The sequence below is a fragment of the Paraburkholderia sp. UYCP14C genome (genome assembly GCF_004197395.1).
Lineage (GTDB): Bacteria > Pseudomonadota > Gammaproteobacteria > Burkholderiales > Burkholderiaceae > Paraburkholderia.
Map to the genome: position 1 here is coordinate 184,156 of NZ_SELS01000010.1, position 22,290 is coordinate 206,445.

The 22,290-nt window shown below is 65.4% G+C and carries 17 protein-coding genes; 8 read left to right on the top strand and 9 right to left on the bottom strand.

Annotation, left to right across the window (positions count from 1 at the left end; translation table 11 throughout):
- The 3 genes from EVC45_RS12365 (at position 1) to EVC45_RS12375 (ending at position 4,927) form a co-directional block, all read left to right on the top strand.
- Positions 1-1,860: a TRAP transporter large permease subunit gene (locus EVC45_RS12365; RefSeq protein WP_373683016.1), complete on the top strand. Its 1,860-nt coding sequence runs from the start codon at positions 1-3 to the stop codon at positions 1,858-1,860.
- 104 nt (positions 1,861-1,964) lie between these two features.
- Positions 1,965-3,941 (top strand): transketolase, encoded by a 1,977-nt coding sequence (gene tkt, locus EVC45_RS12370; protein ID WP_129958283.1) that lies wholly within the window; start codon positions 1,965-1,967, stop codon positions 3,939-3,941.
- Between the two features lie 29 nt (positions 3,942-3,970).
- On the top strand, positions 3,971-4,927 hold the full coding sequence (locus tag EVC45_RS12375; protein WP_129958259.1) for a D-2-hydroxyacid dehydrogenase: 957 nt from the start codon (positions 3,971-3,973) through the stop codon (positions 4,925-4,927).
- A 45-nt stretch (positions 4,928-4,972) separates the two neighbouring features.
- On the opposite strand, the gene iolB is transcribed toward EVC45_RS12375, so the two are convergent.
- The 7 genes from iolB to EVC45_RS12410 form a co-directional block, all read right to left on the bottom strand.
- Positions 4,973-5,773, bottom strand: a complete 801-nt coding sequence (gene iolB / locus EVC45_RS12380) for a 5-deoxy-glucuronate isomerase (RefSeq protein ID WP_129958260.1) — start codon at positions 5,771-5,773, stop codon at positions 4,973-4,975.
- Positions 5,770-6,678 (bottom strand): myo-inosose-2 dehydratase, encoded by a 909-nt coding sequence (gene iolE, locus EVC45_RS12385; RefSeq protein ID WP_129958261.1) that lies wholly within the window; start codon positions 6,676-6,678, stop codon positions 5,770-5,772. The genes iolB and iolE overlap by 4 nt, the downstream gene beginning before the upstream one ends.
- 19 nt (positions 6,679-6,697) lie before the next feature.
- Complete coding sequence (gene iolD / locus EVC45_RS12390) at positions 6,698-8,680, bottom strand: 3D-(3,5/4)-trihydroxycyclohexane-1,2-dione acylhydrolase (decyclizing) (RefSeq protein ID WP_129958262.1); 1,983 nt, start codon at positions 8,678-8,680, stop codon at positions 6,698-6,700.
- Entirely contained in the window at positions 8,677-10,698 is a 2,022-nt protein-coding gene (gene iolC, locus EVC45_RS12395; RefSeq protein ID WP_129958263.1) for a 5-dehydro-2-deoxygluconokinase, read from the bottom strand. The genes iolD and iolC overlap by 4 nt, the downstream gene beginning before the upstream one ends.
- A gap of 86 nt (positions 10,699-10,784) precedes the next feature.
- Positions 10,785-11,591: an ATP-binding cassette domain-containing protein gene (locus EVC45_RS12400; RefSeq protein ID WP_129958264.1), complete on the bottom strand. Its 807-nt coding sequence runs from the start codon at positions 11,589-11,591 to the stop codon at positions 10,785-10,787.
- Positions 11,592-11,604: 13 nt separating this feature from the next.
- Positions 11,605-12,795, bottom strand: a complete 1,191-nt coding sequence (locus tag EVC45_RS12405) for an ABC transporter permease (RefSeq protein WP_129958265.1) — start codon at positions 12,793-12,795, stop codon at positions 11,605-11,607.
- Positions 12,796-13,060: 265 nt separating this feature from the next.
- Complete coding sequence (locus tag EVC45_RS12410) at positions 13,061-14,107, bottom strand: sugar ABC transporter substrate-binding protein (RefSeq protein WP_129958266.1); 1,047 nt, start codon at positions 14,105-14,107, stop codon at positions 13,061-13,063.
- Positions 14,108-14,386: 279 nt separating this feature from the next.
- Between EVC45_RS12410 and EVC45_RS12415 the strand changes: the two genes are divergently transcribed.
- The 4 genes from EVC45_RS12415 to EVC45_RS12430 all read left to right on the top strand — a co-directional run bounded on the left by EVC45_RS12415 (position 14,387) and on the right by EVC45_RS12430 (position 17,654).
- Positions 14,387-15,271, top strand: a complete 885-nt coding sequence (locus tag EVC45_RS12415; RefSeq protein ID WP_129958267.1) for a MurR/RpiR family transcriptional regulator — start codon at positions 14,387-14,389, stop codon at positions 15,269-15,271.
- The gene (gene iolG, locus EVC45_RS12420) at positions 15,264-16,280 is read left to right on the top strand and encodes an inositol 2-dehydrogenase (protein WP_129958268.1); all 1,017 of its coding nucleotides are present in this window, start codon (positions 15,264-15,266) and stop codon (positions 16,278-16,280) included. Before EVC45_RS12415 ends, iolG begins: the two co-directional genes overlap by 8 nt.
- Positions 16,280-17,326, top strand: a complete 1,047-nt coding sequence (locus EVC45_RS12425) for a Gfo/Idh/MocA family oxidoreductase (RefSeq protein ID WP_129958284.1) — start codon at positions 16,280-16,282, stop codon at positions 17,324-17,326. Before iolG ends, EVC45_RS12425 begins: the two co-directional genes overlap by 1 nt.
- 100 nt (positions 17,327-17,426) lie before the next feature.
- Positions 17,427-17,654 carry a sulfurtransferase TusA family protein gene (locus EVC45_RS12430; RefSeq protein WP_026225937.1) on the top strand — a complete coding sequence of 76 codons (228 nt, stop codon included), beginning with the start codon at positions 17,427-17,429 and terminating at the stop codon, positions 17,652-17,654.
- Between the two features lie 100 nt (positions 17,655-17,754).
- Here EVC45_RS12430 and galU read toward each other — a convergent pair whose 3' ends face one another.
- Together galU and EVC45_RS12440 are read right to left on the bottom strand one after the other, a co-directional pair.
- The gene (gene galU, locus EVC45_RS12435; protein WP_129958269.1) at positions 17,755-18,636 is read right to left on the bottom strand and encodes a UTP--glucose-1-phosphate uridylyltransferase GalU; all 882 of its coding nucleotides are present in this window, start codon (positions 18,634-18,636) and stop codon (positions 17,755-17,757) included.
- Positions 18,637-18,698: 62 nt separating this feature from the next.
- On the bottom strand, positions 18,699-21,578 hold the full coding sequence (locus tag EVC45_RS12440) for a valine--tRNA ligase (RefSeq protein WP_129958270.1): 2,880 nt from the start codon (positions 21,576-21,578) through the stop codon (positions 18,699-18,701).
- Between the two features lie 403 nt (positions 21,579-21,981).
- Here EVC45_RS12440 and EVC45_RS45585 point away from each other — a divergent pair, with 403 nt between their 5' ends.
- Complete coding sequence (locus EVC45_RS45585; protein ID WP_168991456.1) at positions 21,982-22,188, top strand: hypothetical protein; 207 nt, start codon at positions 21,982-21,984, stop codon at positions 22,186-22,188.
- The last annotated feature ends 102 nt before the right edge of the window (positions 22,189-22,290 follow it).

A 22,290-nucleotide genomic window follows, 5' to 3' on the forward strand; every position in this document is an offset into this window, starting at 1 on the left:
ATGCACAGCACCGCTTTTCCTCATCCGTCGCCGCGCCGCCTGGTGGCCGCCATCGACAACGCGCTCGCGCGCTGCGTCGAGATCCCTGCCGCGCTGCTCGTGGTCGCAGAAATTCTCGTGCTGCTGGCAGGGGTCACCAGCCGCTATCTGCTGCACAAACCGCTCATCTGGAGCGATGAGCTCGCGTCCATGCTGTTCGTGTGGCTCGCGATGCTCGGCGCCGTGATCGCGTTGCGGCGCGGCGAGCATATGCGCATGACCGCGCTGGTGGGCAAGGCGTCGCCGCAGTTCCGCGCGTTTCTCGAGGTCGTCGCGATCGCCGCGCCGCTCGCGTTTCTGCTACTGATCGCCGGGCCCGCGGTCGACTTCGCGCAGGATCAGAGCATCATCACGACGCCCGCGCTCGGCATCTCGGACACCTGGCGTGCCGCGGCGCTGCCGGTCGGCAGCGCGCTGATGCTGGCGGTCGCCTGCCTGCGCCTCGTGCGCACCGCCAACTGGCAGATGACGCTCGCCGCGCTCGCGCTGGTGGCCGCGATCGCGGGCGGTTTCGTCGCGGTGAGTCCGCTGCTGCAGAATCTCGGCAATGCGAACCTGCTGATCTTCTTCGTCGGGCTCGTCGCGCTGTGCGTGCTCTGCGGTGTGCCGATCGCGTTTTCGTTCGGACTCGCGACGTTCGGCTATCTCGCGCTCACGACGAGCACGCCGCTCAGCGTGGTGGTCGGCCGCATGGACGAAGGCATGTCGCATCTGATCCTGCTGTCGGTGCCGCTGTTCGTGTTCCTCGGCCAGCTGATCGAGATGACCGGCATGGCGGCCGCGATGATCGCGTTTCTCGCGAGTCTGCTCGGCCATGTGCGCGGCGGCCTGTCGTATGTGCTGGTGGGCGCGATGTATCTGGTGTCCGGCATCTCCGGCTCGAAGGCCGCCGATATGGCCGCCATCGCGCCGGTACTGTTCCCCGAGATGAAGGCGCGCGGCGCGAGACCGGGCGACCTCGTCGCGCTGCTCGCGGCCACCGGCGCGCAGACCGAGACCATTCCGCCGAGCCTCGTGCTGATCACGCTCGGCTCGGTGACGGGCGTGTCGATCTCCGCGCTGTTCACGGGCGGCATGCTGCCCGCTATCGTGCTGGCGATCACGTTGTGCTCGGTCGTCTGGTGGCGCTATCGCGGCGACGACCTGTCGGGCGTACGGCGCGCCACGCGCCGCGAGATCGTCCGCAAGCTCGTGATTGCGCTGCCGGCGCTCGCGCTGCCGTTCGTGATTCGCGCCGCGGTCGTCAAAGGCGTCGCGACGGCGACCGAAGTGTCGACGATCGGCATCGTCTATTCGGTGTTCGCGGGTCTCGTCATTTACCGGCGCTTCGAATGGGCGCGGCTCAAGCCGATGCTGATCGACACGGCCTCGCTGTCCGGCGCGATTCTGCTGATCATCGGCGCGGCGACGGGCATGGCATGGGCGCTCACGCAATCGGGCTTCTCCGGCCAGCTCGCGCAGACGATGGCGGGCTTGCCCGGCGGCGCCTTCACGTTCTTCGCCGCGTCGATCGTCGTGTTCGTCGTGCTCGGCAGCGTGCTCGAAGGCATCCCCGCCGTCGTGTTGTTCGGTCCGCTGATGTTCCCGATCGCGCGGCAGCTCGGCATCAACGAGGTGCACTACGCGATGGTCGTGATCCTCGCGATGGGCGTCGGGCTGTTCGCGCCGCCGTTCGGCGTGGGCTACTACTCGGCTTGCGCCGTGAGCCGCATCCATCCCGATGAAGGCATGAAGCCGATCGTCGGTTATCTGGCGGCGCTCGTGGTCGGCCTGATCGTCGTGGCCGCCGTGCCCTGGATCTCGACCGGGTTCCTGCATTGACGTAAGCGCCGCGCCGTGAGACCGGCGCGGCGCATCCCCGATTCACTCAAATCATCGCCGCCGCCCGTAGCGCGCCGCGGCAAGGAGAAGTCATGTCTGAACTCATGCCGTTGCACGAAACACGGCCGCTCGCCAACGCGATCCGCTTTCTTGCGATCGATGCCATCGTGCGCGCCGGCGAAGGCCATCAGGGCGTGCCGCTCGGCATGGCGGAAATCGCAACCGCGCTCTACACCCAGCATCTGAAGTTCAATCCCGCCGATCCGCAGTGGCCCGACCGCGACCGCTTCGTGCTGTCGAACGGGCACGGCTCGATGCTGCTGTATGCGCTGCTGCATCTGAGCGGTTACGCGAACTTCGGCATCGAAGAACTGAGGTCGTTCCGGCAGATGGGCTCGCGCTGCGAAGGCCACCCGGAGTTCGATACAGCATCGGGCATCGAAGTGACGACCGGGCCGCTCGGGCAGGGCATCGCGAACGCGTTGGGCATGGCCGTCGCGGAGGCGTATCTGAATGCGAAGTTCGGCGACGGCATCGTCAACCACCACACCTATGCGTTCGTCGGCGACGGCTGTCTGCAGGAAGGCGTCGGCCAGGAAATGATCGCGCTGGCGGGTCACCTGCAACTCGGCAAGCTGATCCTCTGCTGGGACGACAACCGCATCACCGACGACGGCAGCACGTCGCTGTCGATCAGCGAAGACGTCAGCGCGCGGTTTCGCGTCGCCGGATGGCATGTGATCGAAGCCGACGGACACGATCTCGATGCGCTCGCCGCGGCGCTCGCCGAAGCGAAGCGCGATCCGCGGCCTTCGATGATCGCGTGCCGCACCGTCATCGCGCGCGGCATTGCGCGGCTGCAAGGACAGCGCGGCGGACACAGCGGCAAGCTGTTCGAAGCCGACGCCGACGCGGCACGCAATGAGCTTGGCTGGCCGCATGCGCCGTTCGAGATTCCGCATGACGTGCTCGACGCGTGGCGCGCGGCGGGGCGACGCAGCGAAAGCGAATACCTCGCATGGCACGAGCGGCTTGCGGCCTTGCCGGCCGAGGCACGCGCGGAGTTCGAGCGCATTCAGGCGGGCCGCTTGCCCGACGGTTGGCAACGGGTACTCGAAGACTACAAACGGCAAAGCATCGAACGCGGCGAGGCCGAGGCGGGCATCATGATCTCCGCCGAGATCAACGACCGGCTCGCGCAGCTGCCCGAGCGGATGGTCGCCTGCGCGGACCTCGAAGCGCCGACGAGCCACAAGCGCAGCCTGCATGCGTTCACCACCGAAGATCGCGGGGGCGCCTACGTGCATTGCGGCGTGCGCGAGCACGTGATGGGCTCGATGGCGAACGGCATGGCCGCCCACGGCGGCGTGATTCCGCTGGCCGTCACTTACCTCGCGTTTTCCGACTACGAACGGCCGGCGATGCGCATGGCCGCGCTGATGGGACTGCCCGTGAAGTTCGTGTTCAGCCACGATTCAATCGGCGTCGGCAGAAACGGGCCGACGCATCAACCGGTCGAGATTCTCGCGTCGTTGCGCGCGATGCCGAACATGCGGGTGTTCCGTCCCGCCGATGCGGTCGAGGCCGCGGAATGCTGGGCGCTCGCGTACGAGCACCGCAGCGGTCCCAGCACGATGGTGTTCGCGCGGCAGAACCTGCCGCTCGTGCGCACGCGTGACGGCGCGGAGAACCTGTGTGCGCGCGGCGGTTATGTGCTTGCGTCGGAAGAGGGCGGCAAGCGTCTCGTCACGCTGCTGGCCACCGGTTCGGAGGTCGCGCTCGCGCTCGCGGCGCGCGAGCAACTACAGCGCGAAGGCATCCCCACCGCCGTCGTTTCACTGCCGTGCTGGGAGTTGTTCGATGCACAGGCCCGCGCGTATCGTGAAGCGGTGATCGGCGTGGACACGGTGCGTATTGGCGTCGAGGCGGCGGTTCGTTTCGGCTGGGACCGCTATCTCGGCGACCGTGGCGGCTTCGTGGGCATGGCGGGGTTCGGCGCGTCGGGGCCCGCCGAGGTGCTGTACGAACACTTCGGCATCACGCCGGCGCAGATCGTCGCCGAAGCCAAGCGCCGTCTTTAAGCCTTTCAACCCGCACAACAGGAATCAGCATGCAGAAGATCGTTTTTCTCGACCGCGCGACACTCGCGCCGCAGATCCGGCTTTCGCGCCCGGAGTTCGAACACGAGTTCGTCGAGTACGAGCACACCTTGCCGGAGCAGATCGCGGCGCGCCTTGCGGACGCCACCATCGTGATCACCAACAAGGTGCCGCTGACGGCCGACGTGATCGCGCAGTTGCCGTCGTTGAAGCTCGTCGCGGTGGCCGCGACCGGCACCGATTGCGTCGACAAGGCCGCCTGCGAGCAGCATGGCGTGCGCGTGTCGAATATCCGCGGCTATGCGGTGAACACGGTGCCCGAACATACGTTCGCGTTGATGCTCGCGTTGCGGCGCAATCTGGTTGCTTACCGCGACGACGTGCTCAATGGCGAATGGCAGAAGTCCGGCCAGTTCTGCTTCTTCAATCACGCGATCCACGATCTGGGCGGCATGACGCTCGGCATCATCGGCGAAGGGGTGCTGGGGCAGCGCGTGGCCGAGATCGCCAAGGCGTTCGGCATGCGGCCGCTGTTCGCCGCGCACAAGGGCCGCGACGGACTCGGGCCGCTCTATACGCCGTGGGACGAGGTGCTGGCGACGAGCGACATCATCACGATCCACAGCCCGCTCACCCCGCAGACGCGCGGCATGCTCGCCACGCCCGAATTCCGCAAGATGAAGCGCAAGCCGCTGATCATCAATACGGCAAGAGGAGGGCTCGTCGATGAGGAAGCGCTGGTGCGCGCGCTCGATGAAGGGCTGATCAGCGGGATCGGCTTCGACGTGCTGTCAGGCGAGCCGCCCGCTGCCGACAATCCGTTGATGCGGATCGCCGGGCGCCCGAACGTGATCGTGACACCGCATGTGGCGTGGGCTTCGGACGAGGCGCAGCAAAGCCTCGCGGATCAGCTGATGGGCAATATCGAACGCTTCGTGCGCGGTGAACCCGCGAACCTGGTGGTGTGAACGGCCGGGCCCTTGCGGGCCCGCTTGGTCTACGATCACGGATGCTCAAGCATCCTTATTGATGATCCATTCGTGGGCCGGATCGTTGTGGAAGTGCCAGACCCGCTGGCTGCCCGCCATCACGTTCAGATAATACGAGTCGTAGCCGTACGGCACGATGACCGGGTGATAGCCGCGCGGCACCATCACGACGTCGTGATCCTCGACGGCCATCGATTCGTCGATATCGCGCGAGTCGGTGTACACACGCTGGAACGCGAAGCCTTGCGGCGGATCGAGCCGGTGGTAATAGGTTTCTTCGAGCGAGCTTTCGTGCGGAATGTTGTCGGTGTCGTGCTTGTGCGGCGGATAGCTCGACGCGTGACCGCCCGGTGTTCTCACTTCGACCACCAGCAGCGATTCCGCCGGCTCGGTCTGCGGAAGAATATCGCAGACGTAACGCGTATTCAGCGACTTGCCGCGTGCCGAGCGCTTCATCGACGCCGGCTCGATCAGCCGCGCCGGGTACTCGCCCTTGGCCGGCGCACTCGCCACGCCGATCTCCGCGTCGCGGTTCGCGCGCACCGTCGCACGCACGTTCGGCGGCAGATACACCGCGTACGGCGCCGCGTCTTCGAACACACTGTCGCGCGAACCGAGCGAGCTCCATGTGGTGTCCGGCGTTTCGATATCGACCGCGCCGCTCAGCACGACGATGCACGCTTCGCGCGCCGGTTCGAACACGTACACGAGTTCGTTCTCGCCGAGCCGGTACGCGGCGAATCCCACATAACGCCAGCAGGCCGACTGCGGCGTCACGCGCGCGATCGTCTGGCCTTCGCGCTCTGCCTTGACCAATAAGCTCATGCTGCCTCCTTGCCGAGCGGCGCATCGACGAGCGCCCGCAAAGCTTCGTATCCCTTCTGTGCATACTCGAACGACGGCGCGACCACCGGGTCCTGCTCCGCCTCGACGACGAGCCAGCCGCAATAACCGTGCCGCTTCAACCGGTCGATCAGCGCCGGAAAATTGACCGCGCCGTCGCCGGGTACCGTGAATGCGCCCGCGATCACCGCATCGAGAAAACTCCAGTTGCGATTGCGCGCGAGCTTCATCACGGCGGGGCGCACGTCCTTGCAATGCACGTGGCAGACGCGCGCGATGTGCTTGTCGAGCACGGCCACCGGATCGCCGCCCGCGAACGTGATATGCCCGGCGTCGAACAGCAGGCCGACCGCGTCGCTGGTGCGTGCCATCAACTGATCGACGTCGGCCGGCGTTTCGACGTACGCGCCCATGTGATGATGATAGGCGAGCCGAACGCCCTGGCTCAGCGTATAGCGCGCGAATTCATCGACGCGTGCCGCGTAGTCGGCCCATTGCGCTTCGCTGAAAAACCGCGGCCGCTGATACAGCGGGCGCGGCGCACCCTGGATCGAATCGGCGACTTCGCCATACACCATCACGGTTGCGCCGTTCTTCGCGAGCAATTCCAGATGCGGGCCGACCGCGTCGATTTCCTCCGCGACGCCGCGTTTGGCCAGTTGTCCGGAGTACCAGCCGGACACGAGCGCGAGATCGTATTGCGCGAGCAGCGTCTTCAGCGCTTGCGGCTCGCGAGGAAACTTGTTGCCGAGCTCGAACCCCTGATAGCCGATCTGGCGACCTTCGGTCAGCGCGACTTCGAGCGGCGTCTCGCCGCCGAGCGACGGCAGGTCGTCGTTCATCCACGAGAGCGGGTTGATGCCGATGCGTACGTCGAAAGCAGTCATGCCGGAGTCCTCATGGTTCTCAGTCGTGATCGGTGCCCTGCGACGGCGATGGCGTCGCAGCCGATGCAGGGGATGCGGCGCGCGCGGCGAGCTGCGCGTCGTACTTCGCGCGGGCGTCGCGCACTTCAGAGCGCGTCGATACTTCGGGCACGGCGACTTCCCACCACCAGCCGCCGTCTTCGGTGGTGCGCGCCGGGTCAGTGTCGATGCTGATCACGTAGGTGCCCTTGGCCGCGCGCGCGCGTTGCAGTGCCGCCTCGAGTTCGGCGAGATTGCCCGCATGCTCGGCTTGCGCGCCGAGCGCGCGCGCATGCGCGGCGAAGTCGATGCGCGGCACGCCTTCAGGCGCATGCACGCAATCGTCGAGCAGATTGTTGAACGGTGCGCCGCCGCACGCCTGTTGCAGGCGATTGATACAGCCGAAGCCGCGGTTGTCGAGCACGACGACGATCAGCTTCGCGCCGAGCATCACCGAGCTGGCGATCTCGCTGTTCATCATCAGATAGCTGCCGTCGCCGAGAATCACGATCACTTCGCGCTCGGGCCGCGCGAGCTTCACGCCGAGGCCGCCCGCGATCTCGTAGCCCATGCACGAATAGCCGTATTCGACGTGATACGCGCCGGGCCGGCCCGCGCGCCACAGCTTGTGCAACTCGGCGGGCAGCGTGCCGGCCGCGCAGACGACGATATCGCCGGCAGGGGAGTGCGCGCTCGAGCGCTGCACCGCGCCGATCACGTCGCCCTCGTAGGGCAGCACCGCGTCGCGTTGCGGCGCATGCGTGAGCGTTTGCACGGTGTCGCGCCAGCTGGCCGCGAGCTTGTGTGCGCGCGCGGTCCACGTGCGCTCCGCGTGCCAGCCTTGCAGCGGCCCGACGAGCGCATCGAGCGCGAGCTTCACATCGGCTTCGACGACGAAGCCGCGATGCTTGAGCGCGTCGAATCCGTTCGCGTTGATCGCGATCACATCGGCTTGCGTGAACAGCGTGTTCGAGCCGGTCGTGAAGTCCTGCAGCCGCGTGCCGAGCGCGAGCACGCAGTCGGCGTCATGCGCGAGCGCGTTGGCGGCGGCCGACCCGGTCACGCCGAGCGCGCCCGCATTGAGCGGATCGTTCCACGCGAGCGAGCTTTTGCCGGCCTGCGTTTCCGCGACCGGGATGCCATGCGCGCTCGCGAAGCGGTGCAGCGCATCGGCTGCGCGGCTGTACAGCACACCGCCGCCCGCGACGATCAGCGGGCGCTTCGCGTGCCGCAGGCGCGTGCATGCGGCGTCGATGTCGTCGCTGCGGGGCGCGGGCGCATGAGGGCGCACGACGCGCGGCGTAAAAAAGTCCTCCGGAAAGTCCCACGCCTGCGCCTGCACATCTTGCGGCAGCGCGAGCGTGACGGGGCCGCACAACGCGGCATCGGTCAGCACGCGGATTGCGCGCGGCAGCGCGCTCAGCAATTGCGCCGGATGCACGATGCGGTCGAAGTAGCGCGACAGCGGCTTGAACGCGTCGTTCGCGGACACGCCGCCGTCGTTGAAATCCTCGACCTGCTGCAACACCGGATCGGGCGCGCGCGACACGAAGATATCGCCGGGCAGCAGCAGCACCGGCAAACGGTTCACGTGCGCGAGCGCGGCGGCGGTCAGCAGATTCGTCGCACCTGGACCGATCGACGTCGTCACGGCCATCATGCGGCGGCGGAAGTGCGCCTTCGCGTAGGCGATCGCGCTGTGCGCCATCGCCTGCTCGTTGTGTGCGCGCAAAGTCGGCAGTGCGTCGCGATGCTGATACAGTGCCTCGCCGATGCCCGCGACATTGCCGTGGCCGAAAATCGCGAACACGCCGCCGAACAGCGGTTCGACGCCGTTGCCGTCTTCGCTCGCAACGCGTTGCGCGGCCAGATAGCGCACCAGCGCCTGCGCCATCGTCAGGCGAATCGTGCCGCCGCTGCGCGCGTGCGCTTGCGTCGCGCCGCTGGCGGATGAAATGTCGTCATGCATGATGCGCTCGTTCATGCGGCCTGCTCCTGATGAGCGTGATGAGGTGTGGCATGTGCGGTCGGTTCGCCGCGTGCGCCGCGCCACGCGGCGATCAGCGTTTCGAACGTGCGGCGCACGCGCGCGATCAATTCGTCGTCGCCGATTTCACCGGCGAGCCACGCATGGCTCGGCTCGTGAAAGATCGTGCGACCGACGGTAAAGCCGCGGCACGTCGCCGCTTGCGCGGCCGCCCGAAAGCCTTCGCTCAACTGCTCGACCGCCGCCGACAAACCGAGCAGCACGACGCCGCGGCAATACGGATCGCGCTCGGCGATCAGCGCGTCGATGGCCTGCCATTGCGCGGCGTCCATCGGTTCGAGCTTCCACCATTCGGGGTAGATGCCGAGGTTGTAGATGCGCTTCAACGCGCGATACACGATGTCCGGCCCCTGCGGCAGCGACGCATGCTTCGGCGGAATCACTTCGAGCAGCAGTTCGTGGCCGCTCGCCTGGGTCGCGTCGTACAGCGCGCGCAGTTGCGCTTCCTGTTCGAGCCGCTGCTCGATCGGCTCATCCGGATGAAACTGCACCAGACATTTGACGACGTGCTCTTGCGGCCACGCGATCAGCGTGGTGCCGATCGAGCGGCCATGATCGAACACGAGCGGCACGGAGTGGGGCAACTCGACCGGGCGGCCGATCCACCAGCCGCGGCCGGTCGCGGCATTCAGCGCGTCCTGACCATAGCGGTCGTCGATCAGCACGCCGATGCGTCCCTGCAGATTCAACGCGCGCTCGGTCTGCGCGACCGCTTCGACGAACAGGCCCTTCAACGACGCGATGCGCGCTTCGTCGGCGCCGGTCTGCTGCGCGAGTTCGAAGAACGGGTTGCGATGATCGAACGCGAAGCCGAGCACTTCGTGCCACGTTTTGCGTGCCGGCGACACGCGATGCAGTCGTGCGAGCTTCGCATCGCGATCGGGCCGGCGCATGCGCTGCGGATCGGCCTGCGCTTCGCGCAGAAAGTAGTCGAGCTCGGCCGGGGTCGGCATCGCGGGGGCGCAGCCGTGCCGCGACACGACCAGCGCGCCGCTCGCGTTGGCGGCGCGCGCGCAGGCGTCGAGCGGTTGATCTCGCAGCCAGCCGGACAGGAAGCCGGAAGCGAATGCATCGCCCGCGCCGAGCACGTTCAGCACTTCGACTTCGACGCCGCCATGAATCGGCGCAGCATCGAGCGATGCAGGCACCGCGCCGTCGATGATCTGACAGCCGAGCGGCCCGCGTTTGAGCACCAGCGTGGCCGGCGTCACCGCGCGCACCATCGCGAGCGCATCGGCGAGGTCGGTCTTGCCGCCGGCGATGCGAAACTCTTCCTCGGTGCCGATCACCAGATCGAACAGCGGCAGAATCCGCTGCAAATGCGCGCTCACACCCTCGCTCGCGACGAAACGCGTCTCGCCATCGGCCTTGCCCGTGAGTCCCCACAGCACTGGCCGATAGTCGATGTCGAGCACGGTGCGCACGTCGTTGCGGCGCGCGTAGTCGAGCGCGCGGCGGCTCGCGCGATCGACCTGCGCGGTGGAAAAGTGCGTGCCGGTGATCAGCAGCGCTTTCGACGACGCGATGAACGCCTCGTCGAAATCGGCCTCGTCGACCGCCATGTCCGCGCAGTTCTCGCGGTAGAAGATCAGCGGGAAGGTGTCGCGATCCTTCAGGCCGAGCAGCACGAGCGCGGTCAGCCGGTCGTGATCGATGCGCACGTGGCTCACGTCGCAGCCTTCCTTCGTGAGCGTTTCGGTCAGGAAGCGTCCCATGTGATCGTTGCCGACGCGCGCGAGCATGGCCGCATTAAGCCCGAGCCGCGCGCAGCCGAACGCGATGTTCGCCGACGAGCCGCCGAGATACTTCGCGAAGCTCGACACGTCTTCGAGCCGCGCGCCGACCTGTTGCGCGTACAGATCGACGGCCAGCCGGCCGAGGCACACGATGTCACGGGCGCGGCCCGGCGCGAACCGGCTGCCTGCGGAACCGCTGGAGGTGCTGGAGTGAGCCATGAATAGTCCTGAGTAACAGTGCGCGGTGAGTGCGCGGTGACCGGCCGGGCGAAATGCGCGGTGGCCGGAGGTGCCGCGCGAATCGGTCAGATCGTCGCGCCTTCGAGTTCGCCGATCATCTTCTGCATTTCGGCGCCGCCGGCCATCATGTCGAGCACCTGGTCCTTGCTGATCGTCTGTTTGGTGAAGGTGCCCATCGAACGGCCGCGATTGAGCAGCGTGAACGAATCGCCGATCGGATACGCGTGATGCACGTTGTGCGTGATGAAGATCACCGAGATGCCTTTGGCGCGCGCTTTATGGATCAGCTTCAGTACGTTGAAGCTCTGCTTCACGCCGAGCGCGGCGGTCGGTTCGTCGAGAATCAGCACGCGCGCGCCGAAGTGGATCGCCCGCGCGATCGCCAGACATTGACGCTCGCCGCCCGACATCGTGCCGATCGGCTGATGCGGGTCGCGCACGTTGATGCCCATTTCGGCGAGCTTGTCGCGCGCGGTGGTGGCGCAGGTTTCGAGGTCCATCACGTTCAGCAAGCCGAACAGCTTTTTCTGCGGCTCGCGGCCCATGAAGAAATTGCGCGCGACCGACAGCAGCGGCACCAGCGCGAGATCCTGGTAGACGGTGGCGATGCCGAGATCGAGCGCGTCTTTCGGCGAGGTGAAGTGGACCGGCTTGCCGTCCACCCGGTAGGTGCCCTTGCTCGGCTGATACACGCCCGCGAGCGTCTTGATCAGCGTCGACTTGCCGGCGCCGTTGTCGCCGAGCAGGCAATGCACTTCACCGCGTTTGAGGCGCAGCGTGATGTCGTTCAGCGCGATGATGTTGCCGAAAAACCGGCTGACGTTTTCGAGCGAAAGAATGATGTCGTCTGCGTTCTGTTCGGGGGTGCTCATCGTGAACCTCCTTCTAGCGCGAGGCCGCGACGCGGCCGCGCACGTAGTGGTTGAACAGCACGGCGAACAGCAGCATCACGCCGAGGAACACGCGGAACCAGTCGGAATCGACGTTGGTGTACGTGATGCCGATCTGCACGACGCCGAAGATCAGCGCACCGAAGCAGGCGCCGATCACCGAGCCGTAGCCGCCCGTGAGCAGCGTGCCGCCGATCACCGCGGCGATGATCGCCTCGAACTCCGCCTGCAAGCCACGGTCGGCCGCGGCCGAACCGATGTCGCACACTTGCAGCACCGCGTACAGCGCCGAGCAGAACGCGGTCAGCACGAACAGCGAAATCTTCACGCGACGCACCGGCACGCCGACGTTCTTGGCCGCGTTGGCATCGCCGCCGACCGCGAAAATCCAGTTGCCGAAGCGCGTCTTGGCGAGCGTGAACGCGCAGACCACGGCGAGCACGAGCCACCACAGCAGCACCTTGGGAATGCCGGGCACGAGCGGCGCACCGTTGTCGAGCATCTTCACGAGACCGAGGTGGCCGAGCCATACGAACAGGCCTCTGAACGCGACGCCCTGGAAGAACGTATGCGCGAACCAGTCCTGACGCGCGACGTCGCCGACGCCGGAGATGATCGTGCGATCGGCGAACATCACCGATAGCGCGAGCGTCAGACCGCGCAGAATGAACAGGAATGCGAGCGTGACGATGAACGACGGCAGGCGCGTGCGCATCACCAGGTAGCCGTTGAGCGCGCCGAGCAGCATCGAGCCGACGAACGCGAACACGATCGCGAGCCAGATCGGCCAGTGGAAGTACATGGTGGGCAGCGCGACCATCATGCCGGCAAAGCCGATCATCGAGCCGATCGACAGATCGAACTCGCCGGCGATCATCAGCAGGCACGCGCCGACCGAGATCAGACCGAGATAGGCGGCGACCTGCGACCAGTTCATCACGCCATCGAGGTTGAACATCCCCGAGTTGCCGGCCGCCATGCCGAACACGATGAACACCATCACGGTGCCGGCGAGCGCCGCGAATTCCGGCCGGCCGAGCAGATGGCGGAACCAGGATTCCTGACGCACGCGCTCGTCGGCGGCAGCGGATTGCGAGGCGGTCGTTGCAGCGGACTTCGCCGGGTCCTGCGGATCAGGCGGCGGTTGCTTGCGGTGATGGGGATGAAACAGGTCGGCGACACCCATTGAAGCTCTCCTTGAGACGCCCGCGACAGGCGGGTCGGCGCGATGCCGTGGGCGTTTGCTACGCGGAATGCGTGAAGGCGAACGAAGAAGCGATGCAATAAAATCGGCGCGACTCAAGCGCAGCGCGATAGGTCGCGCAACCAGCCGCCAATAAAATCTGCCCGGCGGGCGAGTGCCGGCAAGACGGAATGCGTCCCGCCGGTCACCGCCTTTTCAACCTTGCCGCCAGCGCGGCGGCCTGCTCACGCGAGGGGTTGCCGGGCGCTCAGCGGTACTGACCCGCGTACTTCAGCACCTTGTCGACATTGGCCTTCGTGATGAAGCCCGGGCCCGAGCCAATATTGCGCGGCCCATACGACGGTGCCAGCCCATAGGTCGCGAGACGCTCCTTGAACTTCGGATTCGCCTCCAGGATCTCGCGGATCTTGGCCGGATCGGTGGTGTTGTTCTTCTTCACGATCGCGAGCACGGCAACCGGGATATAGCCCTGCAAATACGGTTGCTGGTCGATCGCGAACTGGATCGTGCCGTCCTGGATGCCCTTCGCGATGTCGCTGTCGAAGTCGAACGTCGCGAACCAGATCTTGCCGGCGAGGCCCATCTGCTGCAGCGCCTTCAAGGTCGGATCGGCCGACAGCGGACCGAGCGTCAGCACCGCCTGGGTATCCGGATGGTTGCGCAGGAACGCGCTGACCTTCGACTGCACGCCGGTCGGGTCCTGGCCTGCATCCAGCGTCGAGGTCTTGAAGTTGGCGCCGATCGCTTCGGCGAAGCCGCGGCAGCGTTCGAACGAGGCCGGGTTCGTCGCGTAGTGGTTCACGCACAGGAACGACTTGATGCCGGCGGCCTTGGCCTTTTCACCCGCCGCCTTGCCGGCCGCGAACTCGGGCTGGCCGACGTGCATGATCGCGCCGAGCTTCGCGCTTTGCTCCTCGGTGCCCGAATTGATCGTGACGAGCGGAATGTGCTTCTCGGTGACCTTGCCGATCGAGTTCTTCAGCACGTCGAAGTCGGCGATCGACACGATCACGCCGTCGTAGTTGCGCGCGGCCGCCTGCTCGACGAGACGCGCCATGTCGGCGATGTCGCCGTTCGGCGGGTTGCGGTAGTCGGTCTGAACGTTGAAGTCTTCGTCGGCCTGCTTGATCGCGTTCTTGATCGTGTTCCACCACGAGTCCGAATCCGGCGCGTGGCTGATCAGCACGAAGTGGGCGTCCGCCGCGCGAGCGGCCGAGGCCGCGCCGAATCCCGTCGCCAACGTCAACGCCGTCACCAGAATCCTGAGCGTTGCCTTGCCTCTGCGAAGTCTCATTGTCTCCACCTTTCTCGGTCTGTCGTTCGTTATTGAGGGAGCGCCTGACGGGCGGCATTCCATGCCGATGCTGAGCGGCATAACGAGGCCGAAGCGCCATCGCTCACGACCAAGAGTAGGTCATCTTCCGACGCCTTGCAAAGAAAATTTCATGAAAAATAAAAATGGAAAATACGTTCCATTTGATGGGCCGGCCGCCTATACTCCGCATCGTCGGATGTGTGCTGCGGCGGGCCGCGGGCGCGTCTGCCGCATTGCAGGAAACCCCGAGAGGCAGTCATGGCGGAACAGACCACCGAAGAAGCGTTGCCGAGCGTCGACGAATTGATGCAGCGCATCGCGGATACCTACGAGTCGCTGCCGCGTCAGCTGAAGAGCGTCGCGACGTACATCGAGCAGCATCGCTCGAGCGTGATGATGGATCGCACCAGCGATATCGCCGCGAGCTGCGGCGTGCATCCGTCGGCGGTCGTGCGCTTTGCGCAGCGTTTCGGTTTTTCCGGCTTCTCCGATCTGCAGGCCGTGTTTCGTCAGGCTTATACGGGGCAGGGCGTGTCGTCGCCGAGCTACCAGCAGCGCATCCGCAAGCTGATCGACGAGAAACCCGGCACGTTGTCGGGCGGCTCGGTCGCGCGCGAGTTCATCGCCGCGTCGCGCGGCGGCCTCGAAGAACTCGAAGCGGGCCTCGACGACAAACAGTTCGACGCCGCCGTGAAGATGCTGCAGCAGGCCGACAACATCTACGTGATCGGCGTACGGCGCTCGTTTCCGGTCGCGAACTATATCGTCTACGCGCTGCAGCACACGCACAAGCGCGTGCATCTCGTGTCGGGTTTCGGCGGCATGTATCGCGAGCAGATCCGCAGCGTCAGGAAGGGCGACGTGGTGATCGCGATCAGCTTCGCGCCGTACGGCAAGGAGACGCAGTACTGCCTGCGCGTTGCGCATCATCATCAGGCGAAGACGCTCGTCATTACGGATAGCCAACTATCGCCGCTCGCGCGCTACGCGAGCACGCAGCTCTACGTGAAAGAGGGCAGCGCGTTCGCGTTCCGCTCGCTCACCAGCACGATCTGCCTGTGCCAGGCGCTCTTCATCGCGCTCGCGTACAAGCTCGAACTGAACGTTGAAGAATCCAACGACACTGGAGGCTACGATGACTGACGCGGTAAACACGATCGACGTTGCCGTATTCGGCGCGGGACGCATCGGCAGGATCCATGCGGCGAATCTCGCGCGGCAGCCCGGCGTGCGGCTCAAATACGTGGTCGACGTGAATCGCGACGCGGCGGCCGCGCTCGCCGCGCAGCATGGCGCGCAGGTCGCGGATATCGACGGCGCGATCGGCGATGCGTCGATCGGCGCGACCGTGATCTGTTCGAGCACCGACACGCATGCGGACCTGATCGTCAAATCGGCCGCGCAGAACAAGCACGTGTTCTGCGAGAAGCCGGTCGATCTCACGCTGGAGCGTGCGCGGATGTGCGCGCAGGCGGTTGAGCGCGCGGGCGTCGTGTGCATGATCGGTTTTCAGCGGCGCTTCGATCCGACGTTTTCCGCGTTGAAGGCGCGCCTCGACGCGGGCGAGATCGGCACGCCCGAGATGCTCGTCGTCACGAGCCGCGATCCGGGCGCGCCGCCGGTCGAGTACATCCGGCGCTCCGGCGGGATCTTCAAGGACATGCTGATTCACGACTTCGACATCTGCCGCTGGATTCTCGACGACGAAGCCGACACGCTGCACGCCACCGGCAGTTGCCTCACCGACCCCGCGATCGCCGACGCGGGCGACGTCGATTCGACCGCGGTGACGATCCGCACGAAGCGTGGGCGCCTGTGCCAGATCAACACCACGCGGCGCGCCGCGTACGGCTACGACCAGCGCTTCGAAGTGCTCGGCAGCGCCGGCATGCTGCAGGCGGGCAACGTGCGGCCGACCGAGGTCACCGCTTACTCGAAGACGGAGGTGTCGACCGACGTGCCGGAGGCGTTCTTTCTCGAACGCTATCGCGCGGCGTACGCGCTCGAAATCGCACATTTCTTCGACGCGCTCACGCACGGCAAGCCGGTGCGCACGACCGTCGCCGACGGCCTGAAAGCGCTCGAACTGGCGGACGCCGCGACGCGTTCGTGGCGCGAAGGCCGTGTGGTCAAACTCGGCGAGGCAGCGTGATGAAGCCCGCCACGAAACCCTTGCGGCTCGGTGTGGTCGGGCTTGGGCGGCTCGGCAAGCGGCATGCGGAAAATCTCGCGTATCGCGTGCCGGGCGCGACGCTCGCGGCCGCGTGCAGCCCGCTCGAAGACGAACTCGCATGGGCGCGCGATGCACTACCCGAGCCGCGTCTTTACGCGGATTACGCGGACCTGCTCGCCGATCCGCACGTCGATGCGGTGTGGCTCGTCACGCCGTCGTCGCTGCACGCGCAGCAGATCGTCGATGCATTGCAGGCCGGCAAGCATGTGTTCTGCGAAAAGCCGCTGTCGCTCGATGTCGCCGAATGCGAGCGCGTGCTGACCGAAGCGGCGCGCTATCCGCACCTGCAGGCGACGATCGGCTTCATGCGCCGCTTCGATCCGAGCTACCGCGACGCGTTCGATAAAATCTCCGCCGGCCAGATCGGCCGGCCGTTCCTCGTGCGCTCGCAAACCACCGATAAAAACGACACCGACGGCTTCTTCGTGCGCTTCGCGGCGACCTCGGGCGGCATCTTTCTGGACTGCACCGTGCACGACATTGACGTGGCCCGCTGGTTGCTCGGCAAGCCGCGCGCGACGCGCGTGTTCGCCGCGGGCACGATCGCGCTGCACGAGGGGCTGCGCGAATTCGGCGACGTCGACAACGGCGTGGCGATCTGCGAGTTCGAGGGCGGCAAGCTCGCGATGTTTTACGCGTCGCGCACGCAGGCGCACGGCAACGATACGCATAGCGAAGTGATCGGCACGGCGGGGGCGCTGACGATCGGCCGCAATCCGCGGGCGAATCGCGTCGAGATCTACGACGCGAGCGGCATTCGCAACGAATGCACGCCGAACTTTTTCGACCGTTTCGAGGACGCGTTTCTGCACGAGGCGCGCGCGTTCGTCGCGTCGGTGCAAAACGGGGCGGGGAAGGGCGATGTGGCGCAGAGCGGCGCGACGCTTGCCGATGCGCTCGAAGCGACGCGGATCGGCGTGGCGCTGCGCGAGTCGCTGCAAAGCGGCCAGGCGGTGACGCTGTAGCGTTGTGCTGCCCGGCGCCTCCGCTCCGCCTGCTGTAGAATTTGACCCTCTGTCCGGCGTCGTCAGCGACGCCCCGTCCCGAAGGTCATCGTCGATGCAAATTCAGATTCACAAGGAAGTCGATGCGCGCGGGCTCATGTGCCCGCTGCCCATCCTGCGCGCCAAGAAGGCGCTCGCCGACATGGAAAGCGGCCAGATCCTCAAGGTGCTCGCCACCGACCCCGGCTCGCAGCGCGATTTCGCCGCATTCGCGAAGCAGACCGGCAACGAGATCGTCGAAAGCTCTGCGCACGACAAGGTATTTACGTTTCTGATGCGGCGTCGTTGAGCGGCATTCGGTAAAGGCGTCCGTCCGATGTAAAAAAAGAAGGCGCTGTCCCCATTATTCGGGGCGCAGCGCCTTCTTCGTTTCAGCCTGGATTTTGGTGTCAGCCTTCGAGAACCGGCGAGCGGGTGCGCAGATATTCTTCGAAGTCGGCGGCCACTTCCGGGTGACGCAGCGCGAACTCGACGGTCGCCTTCAGATAGCCCAGCTTGCTGCCGCAGTCGAAGCGCGTGCCGTGATACTTGTACGCGAGCACCTGTTCGTCGGCGAGCAGCGACTGGATTGCGTCCGTCAGCTGCAACTCACCGCCTGCGCCCGGTTTGATGGAGCGCAGATGTTCGAAGACGCGCGGCTTCAGCACATAACGGCCGACCACGCCGAGGTTCGACGGCGCCACGCTCGGCTCCGGCTTTTCGACGATGCCCGACATCTTGATGATCGAGTCTTCCCACTCCTTGCCGTCGACGATGCCGTACGACTTCGTGTCCTGCGGCGGGATTTCTTCGACGCCGATCACCGAGCTGTGATAGTGATCGAACACCTCGATCATCTGCGTCATCACGGGCGGCGTGCCGTACAGCAGGTCGTCCGCGAGGATCACGGCGAACGGGTTGTCGCCGACCAGCTTCTCAGCGCACAGCACCGCGTGGCCGAGGCCCAGCGCCTCGGCCTGGCGCACGTAGAAGCAGTCCACGTGGCTCGGCTTGATGCTGCGCACGAGTTCGAGCAGCTTGTCCTTGCCGCGCGCCTCGAGTTCGGCCTCGATCTCATAGGACTTGTCGAAATGGTCTTCGATCGCGCGCTTGCTGCGGCCCGTGACGAAGATCATTTCGGTGATGCCGGCCGCCATGGCCTCTTCGACCGCGTACTGAATCAGCGGCTTGTCGACGATCGGCAGCATCTCCTTCGGGCTAGCCTTCGTGGCGGGGAGGAAGCGGGTGCCAAGACCTGCTACCGGAAAAACCGCCTTCGTAACTTTTAGCATGTGAATACCCTGAGTCCTCTGGTTAAATCCTTGCCCGCCGTTGAGGAGGGCGGGCGCGTCGATCAGGCCGGCAGGCGGGCCAGTTGGGCTTTCAGCTTGCCGACGGTGGCTTCGAAATCTGCAAGCCGTTTCTGCTCCTGTTCCACGACTGCCGCCGGCGCCTTCGCCACGAACGCCTGATTTTGCAGCTTACCGTTGCATTTGACGATTTCGGCGCTCAATCGCGTAATCTCTTTCGACAGGCGCTCGCGTTCGACCGCCGCGTCGATTTCGACCTTCAACACGAGCTTGTCGGTTCCTACGATAGCAATCGGCGCGCCATCCGCCTGGGCGTCGAGCGCGGCCTCGTCGGCGATGATTTGCACTTCCGACAGACGCGCCAGCGCTTGAGCGTAAGGCGCGAAAGTACCCAGGCGCTCCGCGTTGCCGGTGGCGAGCAGCGGCACCTTGACCGCCGGCGACAGGTTCATTTCTCCGCGCAGATTGCGGCACGCATCGATCACCGCTTTGAGGTCGGTCGCCCACTGCTCGGCGTCTTCGTCAAGCTTCGACGGCTCCGCGATGGGGTACGGCTGCACCATGATGGACGCCTCGCCGTCGGCCTTGCCTTCGGGGTAGCGGCCCGCGAGCGGCGCCACTTTCTGCCACAGCGCTTCGGTGATGAACGGGATCACCGGATGCGCGAGGCGCAGCACCGTTTCGAGCACACGCAACAGCGTGCGGCGCGTGGCGCGCTGCTGGTTCGGCTGACCCGTCTGGATCTGGACCTTGGCGAGTTCGAGATACCAGTCACAGTATTCGTCCCATACGAACTTGTATAGGGCGTTGGCCACATTGTCAAAACGATAGTCGGAAAAGCCCTTGGCGATTTCCGCTTCCACGCGCTGCAGTTGCGACACGATCCAGCGGTCGGCCTGCGAAAAATGCAGATGGCCTTCTGGCCCGCATTCACCACATTGCGCCGGCTGGCCGAAACCGCAGTCATGGCCTTCGCAGTTCATCAGCACGAAGCGCGTGGCGTTCCACAGCTTGTTGCAGAAGTTGCGGTAGCCCTCGCAGCGCGCGAGGTCGAAATTGACGTTGCGGCCGAGCGTGGCCATCGACGCCATCGTGAAGCGCAGCGCGTCGGTGCCGAACGCCGGAATGCCGTCCGGAAACTCCTTGCGGGTCTTCTTCTCGATCGATGTGGCCTGCCGCGGATTCATCAGGCCGGTGGTGCGCTTCGCGACCAGCGCGTCGAGGTCGATGCCGTCGACGATATCGATCGGGTCGAGCGTGTTGCCCTTGCTCTTCGACATCTTCTGGCCTTCGGCGTCGCGCACGAGGCCGTGCACGTAGACCGTGTCGAACGGCACCTTGCCGGTGAAGTGCGTGGTCATCATGACCATGCGCGCGACCCAGAAGAAGATGATGTCGAAACCGGTGACGAGCACCGACGACGGCATGAAGTGCTTCAGCTCTTCCGTTTCGTTCGGCCAGCCGAGCGACGAGAACGGCACCAGAGCGGACGAGAACCACGTGTCGAGCACGTCTTCGTCGCGCTTCAACGCGCCGGTGTAGCCGGCCGCGGCGGCCTTCGCGCGGGCTTCCTCTTCGGTCTTCGCGACGAACACCTCGCCGTTTTCGCCGTACCACGCCGGAATCTGATGTCCCCACCACAGCTGACGCGAGATGCACCAGTCCTGGATGTTTTCGAGCCACTGGTAGTAGGTGGTGGTCCAGTTTTCCGGCACGAATTTGATCTGGCCGTTGCGCACGACGTCGAGCGCGGTTTCGGCGATCGACTTGCCCGGATTGAACGTGCCCTCGGGCGCCGGTTTGCTCATCGCGACGAACCACTGGTCGGTCAGCATCGGCTCGATCACGACGCCGGTGCGGTCGCCGCGCGGCACCATCAGCTTGTGCGGCTTGACCGATTCGAGCACGCCGAGCGTCTCGAGATCGGTGACCACCAGCTTGCGGGCGTCGAAACGGTCGAGGCCGCGGTACTTTTCGGGCGCGTTGTCGTTGATTCTCGCGTCGAGCGTGAGGATTTCGATTTGCGGCAGCTTGTGGCGCAGGCCGACCTGGTAGTCGTTGAAATCGTGCGCGGGCGTGACCTTGACGACGCCGGTGCCGAATTCGCGGTCGACGTAATCGTCGGCGATGATCGGCACTTCGCGGTTCGACAGCGGCAGCGTGACGGTCTTGCCGATCAGGTGCGCGTAGCGCTCGTCTTCCGGGTGCACCATCACGGCGGTGTCGCCGAGCATGGTTTCCGGACGGGTGGTGGCGACGGTCAGATGGCCCGAGCCGTCGGTGAGCGGATACTGGATGTGCCACAGGTGGCCGTTTTCTTCCTCGCTGACCACTTCGAGGTCGGACACGGCGGTGAGCAGCACCGGGTCCCAGTTCACGAGACGCTTGCCGCGATAGATCAGACCCTGTTCATACAGACGCACGAACACGTCGCGCACGGCGGCCGACATCTTGTCGTCCATCGTGAAGTATTCGCGCGACCAGTCGATCGACGCACCGAGACGACGCACCTGATTGGTGATGGTCGAGCCGGACTGCTGCTTCCACTCCCACACGCGCTCGACGAACTTCTCGCGGCCGAGGTCGTGGCGCGACACGCCCTGCGCGTCGAGCTGCCGTTCGACGACGATCTGCGTGGCGATGCCCGCGTGGTCGGTACCCGGCACCCACAGCGTGTTCTCGCCGAGCATGCGGTGATAGCGGGTGAGGCCGTCCATGATGGTCTGGTTGAACGCGTGGCCCATGTGCAGCGTGCCCGTGACGTTCGGCGGCGGCAGCTGGATCGAGAAATCCTTGCGGTTCGCGTTGAAGGAGGGGGCGGCGTAGGCGCGCTTTTCCCATTCAGGGCCCCAGTGGGCTTCGATGGTGTGGGGTTCGAAGCTTTTTGCAAGCGTCGAGGTGGGGTCGCTCGGGGTGTCGCTCATGTTTCTGGATAAAAGCAGGATTTTGGAGGCGGAGAATGGTTGATTATAGCTGGGGAGGGGGTTTTGCCTGCCGGCGGCTTGGGTTTGTTGTGGTTCTGGATTGTGCCCTTGGGCAGGGCGGCGCTTTTTTTCGTTGTTCTTGCGTGGTTGGCCTTTCCTTGTTGTGTTATCGGTCTATTAGCGTTGCCCCTGTGCGGGGCGGCACCTACTTTCTTTGCTGCTGCAAAGAAAGTAGGCAAAGAAGACAGCTCAAACCGCCAGCTCATAAGCGGGTCCCCCGGACCGCGTGAGGTAGTGGTGCATCTGGAATCCGTGCCCCCGCACATTCCAATCTGGTGACAAAGCCATCATCAGCTCCCACTCCGCACTGCGTGCGTCGCGGACGGGTCTGCCAGGAGAACCGATGGTTTTGCCCGCGCAGCGGGGCCGTCGGCTGCGCCTCGGCCATGCGCCGAAACAACCAGTGGTTTTTGAGCGGGGATTCGGCGCGCGTAGCGCCGCCGGAGGAATGACGGCCTTGTCACTGGCGCTGAAGGTGCGGGAGCACGGATTCCAGATGCACCACTACCGTTCGCAGACCGGGGCACCCGCTTATGAGCTGGCGGTTTGAGCTGTCTTCTTTGCCTACTTTCTTTGCAGCAGCAAAGAAAGTAGGTGCCGCCCCGCACAGGGGCAACGCTAATAGACCGATAACACAGCAAGGAAAGGCCAA

Bases quoted from the DNA above. Each gene is read 5' to 3' on its own strand.
- EVC45_RS45585 (WP_168991456.1), top strand. From the start codon at position 21,982: ATGGTTTTGCCCGCGCAGCGGGGCCGTCGGCTGCGCCTCGGCCATGCG.
- iolC (WP_129958263.1), bottom strand. From the start codon at position 10,698: ATGGCTCACTCCAGCACCTCCAGCGGTTCCGCAGGCAGCCGGTTCGCG.
- tkt (WP_129958283.1), top strand. From the start codon at position 1,965: ATGCCGTTGCACGAAACACGGCCGCTCGCCAACGCGATCCGCTTTCTT.
- EVC45_RS12440 (WP_129958270.1), bottom strand. From the start codon at position 21,578: ATGAGCGACACCCCGAGCGACCCCACCTCGACGCTTGCAAAAAGCTTC.
- iolE (WP_129958261.1), bottom strand. From the start codon at position 6,678: ATGACTGCTTTCGACGTACGCATCGGCATCAACCCGCTCTCGTGGATG.
- EVC45_RS12365 (WP_373683016.1), top strand. From the start codon at position 1: ATGCACAGCACCGCTTTTCCTCATCCGTCGCCGCGCCGCCTGGTGGCC.
- EVC45_RS12410 (WP_129958266.1), bottom strand. From the start codon at position 14,107: ATGAGACTTCGCAGAGGCAAGGCAACGCTCAGGATTCTGGTGACGGCG.
- EVC45_RS12375 (WP_129958259.1), top strand. From the start codon at position 3,971: ATGCAGAAGATCGTTTTTCTCGACCGCGCGACACTCGCGCCGCAGATC.
- galU (WP_129958269.1), bottom strand. From the start codon at position 18,636: ATGCTAAAAGTTACGAAGGCGGTTTTTCCGGTAGCAGGTCTTGGCACC.
- iolB (WP_129958260.1), bottom strand. From the start codon at position 5,773: ATGAGCTTATTGGTCAAGGCAGAGCGCGAAGGCCAGACGATCGCGCGC.
- iolD (WP_129958262.1), bottom strand. From the start codon at position 8,680: ATGAACGAGCGCATCATGCATGACGACATTTCATCCGCCAGCGGCGCG.
- iolG (WP_129958268.1), top strand. From the start codon at position 15,264: ATGACTGACGCGGTAAACACGATCGACGTTGCCGTATTCGGCGCGGGA.
- EVC45_RS12425 (WP_129958284.1), top strand. From the start codon at position 16,280: ATGAAGCCCGCCACGAAACCCTTGCGGCTCGGTGTGGTCGGGCTTGGG.
- EVC45_RS12400 (WP_129958264.1), bottom strand. From the start codon at position 11,591: ATGAGCACCCCCGAACAGAACGCAGACGACATCATTCTTTCGCTCGAA.
- EVC45_RS12415 (WP_129958267.1), top strand. From the start codon at position 14,387: ATGGCGGAACAGACCACCGAAGAAGCGTTGCCGAGCGTCGACGAATTG.
- EVC45_RS12405 (WP_129958265.1), bottom strand. From the start codon at position 12,795: ATGGGTGTCGCCGACCTGTTTCATCCCCATCACCGCAAGCAACCGCCG.